Source organism: Roseovarius aestuarii, from assembly GCF_019966515.1.
Lineage (GTDB): Bacteria > Pseudomonadota > Alphaproteobacteria > Rhodobacterales > Rhodobacteraceae > Roseovarius > Roseovarius aestuarii.
Genome location: NZ_JAIMIB010000005.1, coordinates 175,319 through 192,932, shown reverse-complemented (window position 1 = coordinate 192,932; position 17,614 = coordinate 175,319). Strand labels below are relative to the sequence as shown.

18 protein-coding genes are annotated in these 17,614 nt (G+C 59.5%); 10 read left to right on the top strand and 8 right to left on the bottom strand.

Translation table 11 applies throughout. From position 1 onward, the window contains the following. Positions 1 to 49: 49 nt before the first annotated feature. Positions 50 to 1,054, bottom strand: a complete 1,005-nt coding sequence (locus LC334_RS09195; protein ID WP_223412930.1) for a GlxA family transcriptional regulator — start codon at positions 1,052 to 1,054, stop codon at positions 50 to 52. Positions 1,055 to 1,222: 168 nt separating this feature from the next. On the opposite strand from LC334_RS09195, the gene LC334_RS09190 reads away from it, so the two are divergent. Next, the gene (locus LC334_RS09190; protein ID WP_085800072.1) at positions 1,223 to 2,593 is read left to right on the top strand and encodes a class II 3-deoxy-7-phosphoheptulonate synthase; all 1,371 of its coding nucleotides are present in this window, start codon (positions 1,223 to 1,225) and stop codon (positions 2,591 to 2,593) included. A gap of 38 nt (positions 2,594 to 2,631) precedes the next feature. Here LC334_RS09190 and LC334_RS09185 read toward each other — a convergent pair whose 3' ends face one another. After that, positions 2,632 to 3,318, bottom strand: a complete 687-nt coding sequence (locus LC334_RS09185) for a PAS domain-containing protein (RefSeq protein WP_085800073.1) — start codon at positions 3,316 to 3,318, stop codon at positions 2,632 to 2,634. Positions 3,319 to 3,539: 221 nt separating this feature from the next. Between LC334_RS09185 and LC334_RS09180 the strand changes: the two genes are divergently transcribed. From LC334_RS09180 to LC334_RS09170, 3 genes are read left to right on the top strand one after another with little or no spacing between them, the layout of a single operon-like run. Continuing rightward, entirely contained in the window at positions 3,540 to 4,418 is an 879-nt protein-coding gene (locus LC334_RS09180) for a YicC/YloC family endoribonuclease (RefSeq protein WP_085800074.1), read from the top strand. A 10-nt stretch (positions 4,419 to 4,428) separates the two neighbouring features. Next, the gene (gene gmk / locus LC334_RS09175) at positions 4,429 to 5,070 is read left to right on the top strand and encodes a guanylate kinase (protein ID WP_085800227.1); all 642 of its coding nucleotides are present in this window, start codon (positions 4,429 to 4,431) and stop codon (positions 5,068 to 5,070) included. After that, a complete protein-coding gene (locus LC334_RS09170; RefSeq protein WP_085800075.1) occupies positions 5,067 to 5,594 on the top strand; it encodes a gamma carbonic anhydrase family protein in 528 nt (175 codons plus the stop codon). The genes gmk and LC334_RS09170 overlap by 4 nt, the downstream gene beginning before the upstream one ends. A gap of 17 nt (positions 5,595 to 5,611) precedes the next feature. On the opposite strand, the gene LC334_RS09165 is transcribed toward LC334_RS09170, so the two are convergent. Together LC334_RS09165 and hpt are read right to left on the bottom strand one after the other, a co-directional pair. Then, positions 5,612 to 5,791, bottom strand: a complete 180-nt coding sequence (locus LC334_RS09165) for a hypothetical protein (RefSeq protein WP_085800076.1) — start codon at positions 5,789 to 5,791, stop codon at positions 5,612 to 5,614. Further along, on the bottom strand, positions 5,788 to 6,330 hold the full coding sequence (hpt, locus tag LC334_RS09160) for a hypoxanthine phosphoribosyltransferase (RefSeq protein WP_085800228.1): 543 nt from the start codon (positions 6,328 to 6,330) through the stop codon (positions 5,788 to 5,790). Before hpt ends, LC334_RS09165 begins: the two co-directional genes overlap by 4 nt. Before the next feature lie 73 nt (positions 6,331 to 6,403). Between hpt and LC334_RS09155 the strand changes: the two genes are divergently transcribed. Next, positions 6,404 to 6,850, top strand: a complete 447-nt coding sequence (locus LC334_RS09155) for a type II toxin-antitoxin system RatA family toxin (RefSeq protein ID WP_085800077.1) — start codon at positions 6,404 to 6,406, stop codon at positions 6,848 to 6,850. Between the two features lie 26 nt (positions 6,851 to 6,876). Further along, positions 6,877 to 8,166, top strand: coding sequence for an MmgE/PrpD family protein (locus LC334_RS09150; RefSeq protein ID WP_223412929.1), 1,290 nt, complete (start codon positions 6,877 to 6,879; stop codon positions 8,164 to 8,166). 46 nt (positions 8,167 to 8,212) lie between these two features. Here the strand turns inward: LC334_RS09150 and LC334_RS09145 are convergent, their stop codons facing one another. The 4 genes from LC334_RS09145 to LC334_RS09130 all read right to left on the bottom strand — a co-directional run bounded on the left by LC334_RS09145 (position 8,213) and on the right by LC334_RS09130 (position 11,655). Continuing rightward, the gene (locus tag LC334_RS09145) at positions 8,213 to 9,391 is read right to left on the bottom strand and encodes an ammonium transporter (protein ID WP_085800078.1); all 1,179 of its coding nucleotides are present in this window, start codon (positions 9,389 to 9,391) and stop codon (positions 8,213 to 8,215) included. A gap of 163 nt (positions 9,392 to 9,554) precedes the next feature. Further along, complete coding sequence (locus tag LC334_RS09140) at positions 9,555 to 10,025, bottom strand: CinA family protein (protein WP_085800079.1); 471 nt, start codon at positions 10,023 to 10,025, stop codon at positions 9,555 to 9,557. Beyond that, positions 10,022 to 10,522 (bottom strand): phosphatidylglycerophosphatase A family protein, encoded by a 501-nt coding sequence (locus tag LC334_RS09135; protein ID WP_085800080.1) that lies wholly within the window; start codon positions 10,520 to 10,522, stop codon positions 10,022 to 10,024. Before LC334_RS09135 ends, LC334_RS09140 begins: the two co-directional genes overlap by 4 nt. Beyond that, on the bottom strand, positions 10,519 to 11,655 hold the full coding sequence (locus LC334_RS09130; RefSeq protein ID WP_085800081.1) for a bifunctional 2-C-methyl-D-erythritol 4-phosphate cytidylyltransferase/2-C-methyl-D-erythritol 2,4-cyclodiphosphate synthase: 1,137 nt from the start codon (positions 11,653 to 11,655) through the stop codon (positions 10,519 to 10,521). The genes LC334_RS09135 and LC334_RS09130 overlap by 4 nt, the downstream gene beginning before the upstream one ends. A gap of 170 nt (positions 11,656 to 11,825) precedes the next feature. Between LC334_RS09130 and dusB the strand changes: the two genes are divergently transcribed. The 4 genes from dusB (at position 11,826) to LC334_RS09110 (ending at position 17,610) form a co-directional block, all read left to right on the top strand. Then, a complete protein-coding gene (gene dusB, locus LC334_RS09125) occupies positions 11,826 to 12,809 on the top strand; it encodes a tRNA dihydrouridine synthase DusB (RefSeq protein WP_223412928.1) in 984 nt (327 codons plus the stop codon). Further along, complete coding sequence (locus tag LC334_RS09120; protein ID WP_085800082.1) at positions 12,806 to 13,891, top strand: two-component system sensor histidine kinase NtrB; 1,086 nt, start codon at positions 12,806 to 12,808, stop codon at positions 13,889 to 13,891. The genes dusB and LC334_RS09120 overlap by 4 nt, the downstream gene beginning before the upstream one ends. Beyond that, on the top strand, positions 13,891 to 15,252 hold the full coding sequence (locus tag LC334_RS09115) for a response regulator (protein ID WP_085800083.1): 1,362 nt from the start codon (positions 13,891 to 13,893) through the stop codon (positions 15,250 to 15,252). Before LC334_RS09120 ends, LC334_RS09115 begins: the two co-directional genes overlap by 1 nt. 99 nt (positions 15,253 to 15,351) lie before the next feature. Further along, positions 15,352 to 17,610, top strand: coding sequence for a sensor histidine kinase NtrY-like (locus tag LC334_RS09110; protein ID WP_223412927.1), 2,259 nt, complete (start codon positions 15,352 to 15,354; stop codon positions 17,608 to 17,610). Positions 17,611 to 17,614 lie beyond the last annotated feature (4 nt).

Genomic DNA, 17,614 nt, shown 5'->3' with positions numbered 1-17,614 from the left:
ACTCTTTGCCGTCATCTGACTTTTTCGCATATCTTAATTGGCCGGGGGGTCAGACCGAAAGCCGTGCTGAATGCGCACCACGCTCGCGATAGGGCGTGGTGTTGTAATGCGCGCGGTAGCATTTCGAGAAATGAGATGGTGAAGCAAACCCACACGCTAGTGCTACGTTGATCACGGTCATATCCGTTTGCATCAGCAGGTTACGCGCCTTTTGCAGGCGCAGCTCCATATAGTACCGCTTGGGGCTTCGGTTCAGATAACGGCGGAAAAGCCGTTCAAGCTGGCGGGTCGACATCCCCACATCCTTGGCCAGAATCGAGGGGCTGATCGGCTCTTCGATATTGCTTTCCATCATCTGGATGACCTGGCTCAGCTTGGGGTGACGCACACCTATCCGTGTGGGCACGCTGAGTCGCTGCGTATCCTGGTCGGTGCGGATCGACGAATAAATCAGCTGATCGGCCACGGCATTGGCCAGCTTCTCGCCGTGATCGTCGGCAATGATCTTCAGCATAAGGTCGATGGATGAGGTGCCACCGGCGGTCGTCATCCGGTTGCCATCCACAACGAAAACCGACTTCGTCAGTTCCACATCCTCGAATTCCTCAAGGAAGCTATCCTGGTTTTCCCAGTGAATCGTGGCGCGTTTCCCGTCCAGAAGGCCCGCCTTGGCGACCGTATAGGCGGCTGTGCAAAGCCCCCCTACCTTGAGGCCGCGACGTGCTTCGCGCCTGAGCCAGTTGAGCATCTTCTTGGTGGTTGCCGCCTGGACATTGATCCCACCACACATCAGCAGGATATCGTCGCGACGCAGCTCAGCCAGATCTATATCCAGCTTGAATTCGGCCCCTGCCGAGCACGAGACGGTTGTGCCGCCTTCACCAGCCAGCACCCAATCATACAGTGTCTCACCAGCCATCCTGTTGGCAATGCGCAGGCTTTCGACTGCTGCCGAAAAGCAAAGCAGGGTAAAATTATCCATCAGCACAAAAACGTAGCGGCGAGGCGCCTTGGACGTAGCCGTGGAAATCTTGGCTGTTTCGGGTTGTGTCACGTCCGAATCCCTAAAAAAGCTAGTACCTAGTTTGGCCTAATTTATTAATCTCTTGCAAATGACAAGGATAACAGCGGAAAATTGCGAATATTCGATCATTCCCTATATGGTTTCCTACGGGCCTGTTCAGTATATACGGGTCTCGAACACTGAAACCGGAGAGAGACGATGACTGAGTGGCAAAAATCTGACTGGCGCGCGAAACCGCGGGTTCAGATGCCCGAGTATACCGATGGCGCGGCACTGAACCGGGTTGAATCGAAGCTATCGCAATATCCTCCGCTGGTTTTTGCAGGCGAGGCAAGGCGCCTGAAGGCCGCACTTGGCGCAGCTTCGCGGGGCGAGGCATTTTTGTTGCAGGGTGGCGATTGCGCTGAAAGCTTTGAGCAGTTCAGCGCTGATGCGATCCGTGACACGTTCAAGGTCATGTTGCAAATGGCGATGGTGCTGACCTATGGCGCCAAAGTGCCTGTGGTAAAGGTTGGCCGCATGGCGGGGCAATTCGCCAAACCGCGCAGTGCGCCTACCGAAGTCGTCGATGGGCTGGAGCTGCCGAGTTATCGCGGTGATATCATCAACGATCTGGCCTTCACGCCCGAGGCGCGCATTCCCGACCCGGAAAAGATGTTGCAAGCCTATACCCAGGCAGCGGCCACGCTGAACCTGCTGCGCGCGTTTTCGACCGGTGGTTATGCCGATGTGCATCAGGTGCACGCCTGGACGCTGGGCTTTACCGAAGGCGAGAAGGCGGCGCGTTACCGCGACATGGCCAACCATATCAGCGCGGCGCTGGATTTCATGACTGCCGCGGGTGTCGACAGTGATCGTGCCCACACGTTGCAGACGGTCGATTTCTACACCAGCCACGAAAGCCTGCTGCTGGAATATGAAGAGGCGCTGACACGGCTTGATTCCACCTCGGGCAAATGGCTGGCAGGGTCCGGTCATATGATCTGGATCGGGGACCGGACGCGTCAGCCTGACGGGGCACATGTGGAGTTCTGCCGGGGCGTGCTAAATCCGATCGGTCTGAAATGTGGTCCGTCGATGACATCGGATGACCTCAAGCAACTGATGGTCAAGCTTAACCCGCAGAACGAAGCGGGGCGCCTGACGCTGATCGCGCGGTTCGGCGCCGGTAATGTCGCAGAGCATCTGCCCCGGTTGATCAAGACCGTGCAGGAAGAAGGTGCCAACGTCGTTTGGGTGTGCGATGCGATGCACGGCAACACGATCAAGTCGTCCACGGGTTACAAGACCCGCCCGTTCGACAGCGTGCTGCGCGAGGTGCGTGAGTTCTTTGGCATCCACAAGGCCGAGGGCACAATACCCGGCGGTGTGCATTTCGAGATGACCGGGCAGGATGTCACTGAATGCACCGGCGGTGTGCGCGCCGTGAGCGAGGAAAACCTGTCAGACCGGTATCACACTGCCTGTGATCCGCGCCTGAATGCCAGCCAGTCACTTGAGCTGGCCTTCCTTGTGGCGGAAGAACTGTCGGCATTGCGCCATGCGCGTGGCGAAGCAAAGGCTGTCTGAATCAATACTGGTGCGGCGTCGATGATTGCCGCGCCGATTCAGTCGTCCTGGTCCTGCGGCACCAGCCTCAGGTAGGGGCGTTCGCTGGGGTGCTGGGGTGGAGTTGTTTCAAACGGCAACGCCGGTTCGGCAAACCCTGGTTCAGGCGCCTTTTTTGTGACCGCCGCCTTGCTGGTTTTGCGCCGGCTGCTGACGGCTTCAATACTATGGCTGACGATATTGAAACGCCGCGGCGTACGTCCGATCAGGCCATCCGTCACGAAACATCCCAGGGCGCGCGATGTATCGCCCAGATCGCTGCGCAGCGGCAGTAACAGCAGCGTGCCCTTTAGTGCCCGGCGTCCGACACCAGCCGGGGATTCGACGTTGATTTTCAGGATTGCGGGCCGATCAAATACTTCGACCAGCAATTCAGCCAGTTGATCGCGCTGATCCGGTGCAATAAATGCGCTGATCGGCATGCCACGGACTTCCATCCCCATCAGATCGCTCAGATGTGTTCCGGCAATCCGCATCCGCGCCAGCCCCGGTGCAATCTTTTCAGCGATAAAGGCGTTTTCAAGTAGGGCCTCAATGCCGCGCGGGTCAATGTCGGTGCGGCGCGGAACGTCGTGCCCCTTCCGCATGCTTGCCCAATACGCCACAAAATCGGCAAGGCTCTTTTCCTTGGCGCGTGTTCCGCTATGCATCAACGAGGCATTGCTATGATCGATTTCGTCTTGCATGTGTCACCCGCTGGTTCAGAAGTTGGATCAAATTACAGCCGTCTCAGGCCAGTCTATCTGCGATGTAGACAATTATGACTCATTTTTATCAGTTTTGGTCATAAAAAATATGTAGTTGGTTAACCGTATGAGCGCAGCGTTAGTTTGGCGGCGCTTGCCACCCCTTTGGCGAATGGCTAGGACGGGGCGGCATTCAAGGGGAGAGCAGTGTGATATACTCGATGACGGCTTTCGCTTCCGGCAAAGGGGCGTTCGAAGCCTACGCCTGGACATGGGAGCTGCGAAGCGTCAACGGTAAGGGCCTTGATCTGCGATTGCGCGTACCGGATTGGATTGACGGTTTGGAGGCCGGGATTCGCGCCCGCCTGGGCAAAGCCGTATCGCGGGGCAACCTGGCGCTGTCGCTGCGTGTGCAGTCCGAAGATCAGACCGGCAGTCTTTCGGTAAATGAAGGACAGTTGAACGACGTATTGCGCGCCATGACCGAGGTCGAGGACCGCGCCATGGAGTGTGGTTTGTCGCTTGCCCCCGCCAACGCAGCGGATGTGCTGAACGTGCGGGGGGTGCTGGAAGCGGGCAATACCGATCAGGATACGGCGCCCCTGCGCAAAGCCCTGCTGGCGGATTTCGAGCCTCTGCTGAAGGCGTTTCTGGACATGCGGGCGACTGAGGGCGCGGCATTGGCAGAGGTGCTTGGCAGCCAGTTGCACGAGGTCGAAAGACTGACTGGCGAAGCCGCCAAAGCCGCCGAGGCTCGCAAATCGGAAATGGCAGAAAATCTGCGGACGCAATTGTCGCGCGTGCTGGAGAACAGTGATGGCGCAGATGAAAACCGCGTGGCTCAGGAACTGGCGATGCTCTCGGTCAAGGCAGATGTCACAGAAGAGATCGACCGCCTTGGCGCACATGTGAATGCTGCCCGCGATCTGCTGAAATCCGGCTCGCCGATTGGTCGCAAGCTGGATTTCCTCAGCCAGGAGTTCAACCGCGAGGCCAACACGATCTGCTCCAAAGCACAGTCTGTGGTCCTGACCAATCTGGGTCTGGAATTGAAAACTGTGATCGACCAGATGCGCGAACAGGTGCAGAATGTCGAATAAAGAGGTGGCGATGAACAACCGGCGCGGTCTGCTTATTATTCTCTCGTCGCCCTCGGGCGCCGGCAAATCCACGCTCTCGGGGCGGTTGCGCGAGTGGGATGAAACCATCGAATTTTCGGTTTCGGCCACAACGCGTACCCCCCGCGAGGGCGAGGTGGACGGCAAGGATTATCACTTTCTGACCGAGCAGGCCTTTCAGCGTGATGTGGCTGATGGCGGCATGCTGGAACATGCCCATGTGTTTGGCAATTTCTACGGCTCACCCCGCAAACCGGTGCAGAGGGCGATCGAACAGGGGCGCGATGTGCTTTTCGATATCGACTGGCAAGGCGCGCAGCAGATCCAGAATTCGGTCTTGGGTCAGCATACTTTGTCGATCTTCATTCTGCCGCCCTCGATCAAGGAATTGCACCGGAGGCTGGAAAGCCGGGGCCAGGACAGTGCTGAGGTCATTGGCAAACGCATGCGCAAAAGCTGGGACGAGATCAGCCACTGGGCCGAATATGATTATGTGCTGGTTAATGATGATCTGGAAGAGACCGACGCAAAGCTGAAAAGCATTGTCACCGCCGCGCGACTGAAACGCATCCAGCAGCCGGGCCTCAATGCACATGTGAAGAAACTGCATAGCGAGTTCGAGGAAATGCAATGACGCTTTACGCCCTTGACGGTCAGCAGCCGCAAACCCCGGCGGATGGCGACTACTGGGTCGCGCCCGGCGCGCATGTGATTGGCAAGGTGGTGCTGGAAAGCGCCACCTCGATCTGGTTTGGTAGCACGCTGCGCGGTGACAACGAATTCATCACCATCGGCGCGGGCACGAATGTGCAGGAAAATACCGTAATGCACACAGATATGGGTTTCCCGCTGACCATCGGCGAAGGGTGCACGATCGGTCACAAGGCAATGCTGCATGGTTGTATTCTGGGTGACAACACGCTGATCGGCATGGGGGCCACGGTGCTGAACGGTGCCCGGATCGGTAACAATTGCCTGATTGGTGCGGGCGCGCTGATCACTGAAGGCAAGGAAATCCCAGATGGGTCGCTCGTGATGGGCGTGCCGGGGAAGGTTGTCCGTGAACTGGATGAGGCGGCCATCGAAGGCCTCAGGAAAAGCGCGCTGCATTATCAGGAGCGCATGCGCCGGTTCCGCGCCGGGCTTGAGGTGCTTTAACCGCACGACTTGTCCGCTCAAGGTTTCCAGTGGCGCCCCACCGGCTCGCTGCTCAGAAAATCAGGCCAGCCGATAAATCTCTCGGTTAGATACAGCACGATGCATAGTGCGATGATCCCCAGTACCAATTTCACCCGGGCTTCGCTTGGCGGGTTCTGCGCCAGCCGCTTCATCCGCAGAAGCCAACGATAGCTCATGTATCGGTGAACCTGACCTTGCCGATACAGGGCAGATTACGGTTTCTCTGTGCATAATCAATGCCATAACCCACGACGAACTCATCGGGAATTTCGAACCCGGTCCAGTCGGCCTTGATCTCGGCCTCGCGCCGCGATGGTTTGTCCAGAAGGGCAATGGTGCGCAGTTTTCTTGGGTGTCGGCTTTGCAGCAGATGCAGTACGTGGGCCAATGTATGACCGGTATCGACGATATCCTCGACCACCAGCACGTCGCGCCCTTCTATCTCACCGCGAATATCCTTGAGAATACGCACCTCGCGGCTGCTTTCCATCGCGTTGCCGTATGACGAGGTTTCAAGAAAATCGACCTCGACATTCATATCCAGCTCGCGCACCAGATCGGCGATAAACACGAAAGAGCCACGCAGCAGCCCGACCACAACCAGTTGTTCACTATCGGCAAATTCCGTTTTGATCTCTGCCGCCAGCGTTTCGATCCGCGCGGCAATGGACTTGGCCGAGATCATCTGGTCGATCACGTATGGACGATCGGGCATCACACACCCCTTGCACTTTTCCTGCCAGTCTATGAAATAGCGCGCTACTGTCACGCCCAAAATATCAGGCCCCATGCCCACCCATTCCGAAACCCGCAGATTACCCTACAGCGCAGAACAGATGTATGAGTTGGTGGCCAACGTTTCGCGCTACCCCCAATTCCTGCCCTGGACGGCGGCGGCAAGGGTGCGCTCAGTCACGCCGCAGGAGGACGGCTCGCAGGTGATGGATGCCGATCTGATCATCAGCTTCAAGCTGTTCCGGGAACGGTTTCGCAGCCGCGTGGTGCTCTGGCCCGAGGATCGGAAGATCGACACGGAATATCTTGACGGACCTTTCAAACACATGAAGTCGAACTGGGTGTTCACCGAGGCCGGAGAAGGCTGTGACGTGTCGTTCTTTGTCGATTTTGAGTTCCGCAACAAGTTGCTGCAAAAGGCAGCAGGGTTGTTTTTTTACGAGGCGATGCAGCGTATCGTCCGCGCGTTCGAGGAAAGGGCGCAGCAGCTTTACGGGTAAACCGGCCGCATCGGAGGAGGCGTTTCGTGATCGAAGAGAAGCTGGCAGCATTTGCGGACCATTCCGGCAATCCCGGTCACGCGATGGATATCCTGCGGCTTTCGTTGCTGGATTGGTGCGCCGTTGGCATTGCTGGCGGTAATGAGCCCGTCGCCCACATCCTACGAGATCAGGTGCTGGAGGAGGGTGGTGCCAACCAGGCCAGCCTGATTGGCGTTGACATCAAGGTGCCGGCCTGCTCGGCGGCGTTGGTAAATGGCGCGATCAGCCACGCACTTGATTATGACGACACCCATTTTGCCCATATCGGCCACCCGTCGGTTGCCATCATACCCGCGGCTCTGGCGGTGGCCCAGATGGTGGGGTGCTCGGGTCGCGAGCTGCAAGAGGCCGCCCTGATCGGGGCCGAAGCCTCGATCCGAATGGGTGTGTGGTTGGGCCGGTCACATTATCAGACAGGGTTTCATCAGACCGCAACAGCCGGGGCATTTGGCGCCTGCCTTGCCGCCTGCCGGCTTCTGTCATTGTCTCACGACCAGACGATCCACGCGCTTGGTTTGGTTTCGACCCGTGCCTCGGGATTGCAATCGCAATTCGGCACGATGGGCAAGTCGATGAATGCCGGTATCGCCGCAAGGAACGGCGTCGAAGCGGCCCTGCTGGCGCGGCGCGGATTCGTCAGTCGGGCGACGGCATTGGACGGCCCACAGGGGTTTGGCCCGACGCATCAGGGCGAGGCGCAGAATGCTGCCTGGGATGGTATTGGCCAGAACTGGCTTTTCGAGCGTGTGGAGCATAAATTTCACGCCTGTTGCCACGGGTTGCATGCCATGCTCGAAGCCCTGCCACCTCGTGATGGGATAGCTTTAGGCGACATGGATCAGATCGAGATCACGACCCACCCCCGATGGTTGTCTGTCTGTAATATCGAGGCGCCTGCCACTGATCTGGAAGCCAAGTTCAGCTACAGAATGACCGCGGCAATGCGTCTTCTGGGCCATGATACAAGCCTTCCGGGCAGTTTTACCGATAGCCTTTGTGGCGACGGCGATATCGTCAGCTTACGCGAAAAAGTGACGGTAATGGGGTGCGATAGGCTTAGCGAGATGCAGGTGCGTGTAGTGCTGCGTGGCGCAGATGGGTCTGAACAGGTTCTGACCCATGATCTGGAGGCGCCGCTGCCTTACGCCGAGCGTGAGGCCCGCGTCAGTACCAAAGCAGCGGCCTTGATCGGAGCACCGAGGGCGCGCGCCTTGTGGCAGATGATTTGCGATGAGGCCGCACCCAACGACATCGCTGCCGCGCTGACCAAGTAACAACGGGTCCGCACCCGGACCCGTCTGGCATTCATTTTCAGCTGACTTAGCTCGTCATGTCATAGGCGCGCTCACCATGCACTTCCAGATCTAGGCCGTTGGTCTCCGTTTCCAGATCGACCCGCATTGGCGTGATCAGCGCTATGAGCTTCACCAGCACAACGGTGACGACGCAGGTGAAAACGCCTACGATCACCAGTGATCCAAGCTGTGCCGCCCAGCTTGCGGCGCCGAAGGCGGCAATCATGATCGTGCCGAAGATGCCACCGACACCGTGAACCGCGAATACATCCAGCGTGTCATCAATCTTGAACCTTTCGCGGATGAGCGTGACCGCTTCCTGACAGAGGATACCCGCGATGGCGCCGATGATCAGTGCGGCGGTGGGACCGACGAAACCACTGGCCGGGGTGATCGATGCCAGCCCGGCAATGGTGCCCGTCACCATCCCCACAAGAGACGCTTTACCGAACTTGATCCGCTCCCACAGCGCCCAGGACAGGGACGCGGTGGCGGCAGAAATATGCGTGACAGTCAGCGCCATTGCGGCGCCGCCATCCGCAGCCAGTTGCGACCCGCCATTGAAGCCGAACCAGCCGACCCACAGCATAGCCGCGCCGATCATGACGAAGCCCGGGTTGTGCGGCGGCGTTGTGCGGTTCTTGCGTGGTCCAAGGAAGATGGCGATGATCAGCGCCGCCAGCCCTGCGGTTTCATGCACCACGATGCCACCGGCGAAGTCCCGAACGCCCGTGGCGCCAAAGATACCGTCATCGGCCAGAAAGCCGCCGCCCCAGACCCAATGGGTGACCGGTGCATAGCAAAGCAGCATCCAAAGCCCGGAGAACAAAAGCACAAACCCGAAGCCGATGCGTTCCACATAAGCGCCGACAATCAGCGCGGGTGTGATAATGGCAAAGGTCATCTGGAAGGCAAAGAACAGCACTTCGGGCAGGGTGCCCGACAGGGTATCTGCGGTAATACCTGACAGGAAGGATTTGCCCAATCCACCCCAGTAGGCGCCACCGTCGCCGAAGGCGATTGAGTAGCCGAACGCGAACCACAACACACTCATCAGGCAGGCGATGGCGTAGCATTGCATGAAAACGCTCAACACGTTTCGGGCGCGCACCAGCCCGCCATAAAAGAGGGCGAGACCCGGCAGGGTCATGAATAAGACGAGTGCTGTGGCGACAATAATCCAGGCGGTGTCTGCTCCGTCCATTTGATGTTCCTCTGTCTGCAAAAACTCTGTCTGTTTCGGCGCCGAGAAAGCCGTAAATCAGAGCAGACGGAAGGAAATCAGGCAGTTTTGCCGCGAAAATGGGCGGAAATATCAAGATCTGCATCGAAATTCAGCAGAATCGCGGATAATGCCTAATTTCGCGTCATTGCTGGTCTGTGGCTTCTGCGAAAAGGCTCAACGCATGTTCCAGGCTTGCGCGACGGACGTTTTCGCGGCCTAGGGCGCCGAATTCGACCGTGTGGGCGGTGACCCCGGATGCGCTGCCGACACCGAAACAAACACGGCCTTCTGGTTTGAATTCCGAGCCGCCGGGTCCAGCGATTCCGGTAATGGATACGGCGATGTCGGCGCCCGAGTTTTTCAGCGCCCCGGTCACCATCTCCTTAGCGGTTTCTTCAGAAACTGCGCCGTGGGCAGATAGCGTGTCTGGCGCGACATCAAGCATAGATATTTTCGCGCTATTTGAGTAAGTTACAAAACCACATTCAACTACATCAGATGAGCCCGGAATATCCGTCAGAGCGGCTGAAACCATGCCGCCGGTACAGCTTTCGGCGGTGGCGAAGCGAAGACCTTTGGCGCGGGCCTCTTGTAGCAGGTCGGTTACATTCATATCGCCAGAATCCCGTGCGCCGCGCCAGCCAGGATGGCGACGCCGATGGCGGCGAAGATACCGGCGATAATATCGTCGAGCATGACGCCCAAGGCATCACCCCGGCGGTCGGCCCAGCCGATGGGGCCGGGCTTGAGAATGTCGAAAAAGCGGAACAACAGAAAAGCGGAAACCCATCCAGGCCACAGGGTCAGAATATCGGCGGTGACATGGGTGGCGCCGATTGACAGTGGCAGGATCGCGATCCATTGACCAGCGACCTCGTCTATCACGATCTCAGATGGATCGTGGTCATCTTTACCTTTTGTTTCCAGCGCAGTAGCCCACCACCCTAACGTGAAAGAAAGGATAATACCCAACAACAGAAGGGGCGTTCCGCCAACCGCATGTAACGCCCACCCCACCGGCAGCGCCGCCAACGACCCCCAGGTGCCGGGCGCCGGTCTGAGATGGCCGATCCAGAAAAACGTGGCAATCGAGTGGGTCAGCGTGCTCATGGGCGTATCAGAGTGGTGATGGCTTGGGCGGCGATGCCTTCGCCCCGGCCGGTGAAACCCAGGCGCTCGGAGGTTGTGGCTTTGACGGAAATCCGATCCGGTTCGACCCCGGTGATATCTGAGAGGGCTTGCTGCATGGCGTCGGCATGCGGGCCGATTTTGGGATATTCGCAGATCAGCGTGATATCCATATTGCTGATTTTAAATTCCTTTTCGTGGGCCAGATCAACCGCGTGGCGCAGGAAAATATGGCTTTCAGCGCCTTTCCATTGTGGGTCGGAGGGTGGAAAATGGCGTCCGATATCTCCGGCAGCCAAGGCGCCGTAGATGGCATCGGTGACGGCGTGCATGCCTACATCGGCGTCGGAATGACCCTGAAGCCCGCGGTCGTGGGGAATTCTGACACCGCAGAGCATCACGTGATCCCCGGGTCCGAAACGGTGAACGTCGTAACCTGAGCCAGTTCTTATATCCATTTGACCTTGCAGTATTTTTTCAGCCCGGGCGAAATCTGCGGGCGTTGTGATCTTAATGTTATCTTGTTCACCGTCGATGATCATCACGTCAACCCCGGCGGCGCGGGCGACCTCGACATCGTCGGCGGCCTCGCCCTCGTAGGTCCGGTGCGCGGAAAGAATGGTATCAAAAACAAAGGCTTGCGGAGTCTGGGCGCGAAAGAGACCAGCGCGATCCTGTGTGCCTGTAACCTTGCCGTCGCTTCCATGCCAGAGCGCGTCGGTGACCGGCAGAGCGGGGGCGACGGCCTGTGCCTGCTGCTCTCTTAAAACGTACGTTATGTACGTTATGTACGCAGATTGTGTACATGCTCGCGCCGCGTCGTGGATCAGAACATGGGTCACGCCGGATCCGTCCAGATATTCCAGCCCCTTGCGAACTGACTGAGACCGGGTTTCACCCCCGGCCACCACCGAAGTCCGGTCGGTCGAGTCCAGCCGGTCCATGTCGTCGGGATGAAGCATCACCACAATCCGGTCAATCTCGGGCGCGTTCCGAAAAGCGTTCAATGTCCAGTCGATCACCCGGCGCCCGGCCAGCATCTGCCACTGTTTGGGCAGATCGCCCCCGGCACGGGTGCCGCGACCGGCGGCGACGATGATGGCAGCGATTGTCATGCTGTCTGATTACGGCGCGGCGTCTATAAGCGCAATGGCGGGTATGAGTGCCTAAAAATTAGGCAACCGCGTGCATGCATGCCAATTCATCACCCTGTATACGTTGATCGGCCGCCGTTTCAGGGCTAGAAGGACACCGTTGCACAAGGATTAGGCATTTGGCGCTGCCCGTGACCAAAACCACTGATGTTCCGGCGGTTCTGCTGGCTCCGCTGGCGGGAATCACCGATCTGCCGTTTCGCGCGCTGGTCTCCGGTTTTGGCGCGGGGCTGGTGGTCAGCGAGATGATCGCCAGCCAGGAGATGGTGCAGGCCAAGCCCGGCGCGCGGGAAAAGGCTGAACTGGGCTTTGGCATTGCCAACACTGCGGTGCAGCTGGCCGGGCGCGAGGTCCATTGGATGGCAGAGGCCGCAAAGATGGTCGAGGCGAATGGGGCGCGGATCATCGACATCAATATGGGCTGTCCGGCAAAGAAGGTGACCAGCGCCAGCGGGGCGGGGGCCAGTGGCTCGGCCCTGATGAAGGATTTGGATCATGCGCTGAGCCTGATCGAGGCGGTGGTAGATGCGGTCAGCGTGCCAGTGACGCTGAAAACCCGGCTGGGTTGGGATGACAATCTGCTGAACGCGCCCGAGTTGGCGCGGCGGGCAGAAGGTGCGGGCATTCGGATGATTACCATCCACGGCCGTACCCGCTGCCAATTCTACAAGGGCCGTGCGGATTGGGCAGCGATCGGAGGCGTGAAAGAGGCGGTCAGTATTCCGGTGATTGCCAATGGCGATATCGTTGACGTGGCGACGGCGCGCGAGGCGCTGCGCCTGTCGGGGGCCGATGGCGTGATGATCGGGCGCGGCGCGCAGGGGCGGCCCTGGAAGCTGGCCGAGGTGGCGCATGCGTTGGGCGGCGGTTCGGCGCCGGTGATCCCGCAGGGCGCGGCGTTGGCTGATCTGGTTTGCGGGCATTACGAAGCGATGCTGAAGTTTTACGGGCGCGATCTGGGCAACCGGGTCGGGCGCAAGCATCTGGGCTGGTATCTGGACGGTGCAGGAGCGGGTATCGTGATGCGCAAACGGGTTCTGACCTGTCGCGACACGGACGAGGTGCTGCGCCTGATCCCTGAGGCGCTGACGGACCGGGAAAGGGCAGCGGCATGAGCGCGGAGGAGGCGATCTGGACCTCATTGCCGGTGCCAGCGCTGATGCTGGATGCGCAGGACCGGATCACGCGGATCAATCCGGCGGCGGAGGGGTTCCTGATGTCCTCGGCGCGGGCGGTGACCGGCCAGCCGGTCTGGGACAGGCTGGCGGTGGATGCGCCGCTGGAGGACGCGTTGCAGCGGGCCCGGGCCCATGATGCGCCGTTGTTCGTCAACGATGTGGATGTGGGCACCGGAGACCGGGCGCCGGTGCAGTGCAATTTGCAGATCGCGCCGCTGAGCGGTGAGCCGGGGGTGATGCTATTGCTGATCTCACCGCGCGAGCTGGCAGGACGGATGGTGCAAAACAGCTCGGTCAAATCAGCCGCACGTTCGGCCATCGGTATGGCAGAGATGCTGGCGCATGAGATCAAGAACCCGCTGGCGGGCATTACCGGTGCAGCACAGCTTTTGTCGATGGGGCTTAAAGCCGAGGACTTGGAACTGACCGATCTGATTGTCAGCGAAAGCCGACGTATCGTGGCACTGCTGGAGCAGGTCGAGCAGTTCGGCAATATCAGTGCGCCAGCGCTGCAACCTGTCAATCTGCACGATGTGCTGGACCGGGCGCGCCGGTCAGCGATTGTGGGGTTTGCCGCGCAGATGAACGTGGTTGAGGCCTACGACCCGTCGCTGCCACTGGCGATGGCGGACCCCGATCAGCTTTTACAAGTGGTGTTGAACCTGTTGCGGAATGCCGCCGAGGCGGCGGGGGGCAATGATGGACGGATCACCCTGCGCAGCTATTACGAGCCGTCGCTGAGGGTGCGGCAGGCGGATGGGGCAGGGCGCTCTTTGCCCCTGCAGATCGAGATCGAAGATGACGGGCCGGGCCTGCCTGCCGAGATTGCAGACGAGGCGTTCGAGCCGTTTGTTTCGGGGCGTGAAAACGGCACTGGGCTGGGGCTGGCGCTGGCGGCCAAGATCGTGTCGGACCATGGCGGCTGGATCTCGGTCAATTCGGCGCCGGGGAAGACAGTGTTTCGAATTTCATTGTCGCGGGCGGATCAAACCAGCACTGACCAAAAGGGAGAAAGCTGATGGATGGCACGGTATTGGTGGCTGATGATGACCGCACTATCCGAACTGTGCTGACCCAGGCGCTGACCCGGGCTGGCTGCAAGGTGCACGCGACCTCAAGCCTTACAACGCTGATGCGGTGGGTTGGGGAAGGTAAGGGCGATGTGGTGATCAGCGATGTGGTCATGCCCGATGGCAACGGGCTTGAGATGCTGCCGAAGATCGCCGAAGATCGCCCCGGCTTGCCAGTGATCGTGATCTCGGCGCAGAACACGATCATGACTGCGATCAAGGCCAACGAGGCCGAGGCCTATGATTACCTGCCGAAACCGTTTGACCTGCCGGATCTGATGAAGCGCACGGCGCGGGCGCTCGATGGGGCGACGCGGGTGGCAAGGGCACCGACCGCGTCCGAGCCGTCTGAGGCGCTGCCGCTGGTGGGACGGACACCGGCGATGCAGACGCTCTACCGGGTGGTCGCGCGGGTGATGAATACCGATCTGCCGGTGCTTGTCAGCGGCGCATCGGGCACCGGCAAAAGCCTGATTGCCCGCACCATTCATGATTTCGGCGACCGGCGGAGCATGCCGTTCGTCACGGTGACGCCGGGCGATCTGGTTGACCTGGAAGGGCCGAGCCGTGTGATGGCGCGGGCGCGCGGGGGCACCATCGTGCTGGAAGAGATCGGCGATCTGACGCCCGAGGCACAGGGGCGTGTCGTGCGGATGATGGATGCATCCGGCGAGGACCGGGCGCGCTTCATGGCAACGACGCAGATCAGCGGTGCGGTTGCCATGCAGGAAGCCGGGTTGCGCGAGGATTTGTATTACCGTCTTGGTGGCGCGGTGATCGACGTGCCGGAGCTGCGCGACCGGGCGGACGACATTCCGTTGCTGGTGGCGCATTTCCTGACGCTTGCAGAGCGTGACGGCATGGGTGTGCGGGCACTGTCGGACGAGGCGCTGGCACTGATGCGCGGCTATGTCTGGCCGGGTAATGTCCGACAGCTGGAAAACGCGGTGCGCCGGATTGCGCTGACGGCACAGGCCGAGGTGGTGACCCGCGCCGAAGTCGAGCTGCTGCTAAGCACGCAACCCAAGGCGCAGCCCCTGCTGGGCGACGGGGATAGCGAGAGCCTGTCGGAATCAGTTGAGCGGCATTTGCAGCGATACTTTGATTTGCACGGAGATATGCTGCCGCCATCGGGTCTCTATGCGCGGATTCTGCGCGAGATCGAACAGCCACTGATTGAAATTGCCCTGGATGCCACCGGCGGAAATCAGGCTAAGTGTGCCGATTTGTTGGGGATCAACAGAAATACCCTGCGTAAGAAGATTACCGAGCATGATATTCGCGTGACACGGCGTCGCAAAATGATGTAAAACTGCAACATGGCTGTGATTAATGGGGGGCAGGTGCCCGCATGGCCACCATATGTAGCGGGGTGCGGCAATCGCACCTCAACCGAATGAGGGCAGACCGTGGCAACGCGGACACGCAGGATTAGCTGGGAACGCTTGAACCAACTGCGGCGCCTGCAGAGGGTTCAGAATGTCGCCACCTTCGGGTTGGTGGTGCTGGGCCCGGTTCTGGCACTGATGACCTATCTGGTGATGGGCCCGCTGGACCAAGGGTCGTCCTCGAACGTTCTGCGCATCGTGATGCTGGCCGACCTGATCTACGTCATCATCGTGGCGGCACTGGTGCTGCAGCGGGTAATGCGGATGGTGGCGGACCGGCGCAAACGCTCGGCCGGATCGAAACTGCACCTGCGGCTGACCTGGGTCTTCGCGATCATGGCGCTTTTGCCGACGGTGACGGTGGCAGTATTCGCCACGCTCAGCGTGAATATGGGGCTTGAGGCCTGGTTTTCCGACAGGGTGGGCCGGGTTGTCGATAGCTCGGTCGCTGCTGCGCAGGCCTATGAGGAAGAACACCGGCGCGATCTGATCACCGATGCGCAGGCGTTGAGCGCGTTCATCAATGCCACAAAACGGGCGACGGTATTCATGGATGATGGTGACATCCGCAAGGTCCTGTCCGAAGGCCAACAGAAGATCCAGCGGGGTCTGCGCGAAGCGTTCGTGATTGACGGCACGGGCGAGTTGCGCTCGCGCGGCGAACGGTCATACCTTTTCGACTACGAACAACCCTCGCCGGAGGCGATTGCGAAGGCGCTGGAAGATGGCATTCTGATCATTCAGGACTGGGACAATAACGAATTCCGGGCGCTATTGCCGCTTGAGGCGATCCCGGACCGGCTGCTCTATGTCAGTCGCAATGTCGACGGCGATATTCTGAACCTGCTGGATGAAACTCAGGAGACCGCCGATTTCTATAAGCAGCGCGAAACCGAACGGGGCCGCGTGCTGTTCGAGTTTGGCCTGGTCTATCTGGGGTTCGCGCTGATCCTGATCCTGGCCGCCGTCTGGCTGGGCATGTGGTTTGCAGAACGTCTGTCACGTCCCGTGGGGCGGCTGACCCTTGCGGCGCAACGGGTGGGTGAGGGCGACCTGGATACCCAGGTGCGCGAGGAAGAGGGCGACGACGAGATCGCCATGCTGGGCACCTATTTCAACCAGATGACGAAACAGTTGAAAGGCCAGCGCAACACGCTTCTGGCAAACACGCAGCAGATCGAACGGCGTCGGCGATTGTTCGATTCCGTGCTTGGCTCGGTGTCTTCGGGCGTTGTGGGCCTTGATGCCAAGGGGCGGGTGACCTTTGTGAACCGCGCCGCCGAGCGGTTGCTGGACTGGCACGAGGATCAGCAATCGCTGTCGCTGAGCGTGGCGGTGCCCGAATTTGGCGCGCTGTTCGAGCGGTTGCGGGGCAGCGCAACTGGCTTTGTTCAGGAAGAGATCAAGGTGTCGCGCGGCAAACGGCAGGAGAACCTGTTGGTGCGGATGTCAAAACGCCTGAACGAAGAGGGCAAGCGCGAAGGCTATGTGGTGGCGTTCGACGACGTGACCGATCTGGTGTCGGCCCAGCGGATGGCTGCCTGGGGTGATGTCGCCCGCCGGATCGCGCATGAGATCAAGAACCCGCTGACGCCGATCCAATTGTCGGCAGAACGGATCAAGCGCAAATTCTCGAAAGAGCTGGACGCGGAAAACGCCACCAGCCTCGAACAACTGACCGATGTGGTGGTGCGCCAGACCAATGATTTGCGCCGTATCGTGGATGAGTTTTCAAAATTCGCCCGGATGCCGGAACCCGAAACCAAGAATGAAAGCCTGAGCCGTCTGATCAGCGAGGCGGCATTGTTGCAGGAAACCGGGCAGCCCGATGTGCGGTTTGAAACGGATTTCTGTAAGGATGATCTCTGGGCCGAAGTGGACGCGACGATGATCAGTCAGGCGCTGACCAACCTGATCAAGAATGCAGGTGAAGCGATTGAAAGTCTTTATGAAAAGGAAAATCCGGAAGGCCATGTGCCGACGATCCGCATCAGCAGCAAGGTTGAAGGTGGAGAGGCCGTTCTTCGCATTTCCGACAATGGTATCGGTCTGCCCGACGACCGCAGCAGGCTGTTTGAGCCTTACGTGACGACACGCGAGAAGGGCACCGGTTTGGGCTTGCCGATCGTCAAGAAGATTATCGAAGAACATGGCGGCACGCTGGAACTGGACGATGCCGAAATATTCACCACAGACGCACGACCCGGTGCGATGGCCGTGATCCGGCTGCCATTACTGGCGCCGGCCGGGGCACAGCAACAAGATAAACAGGCGGTATGAGGAT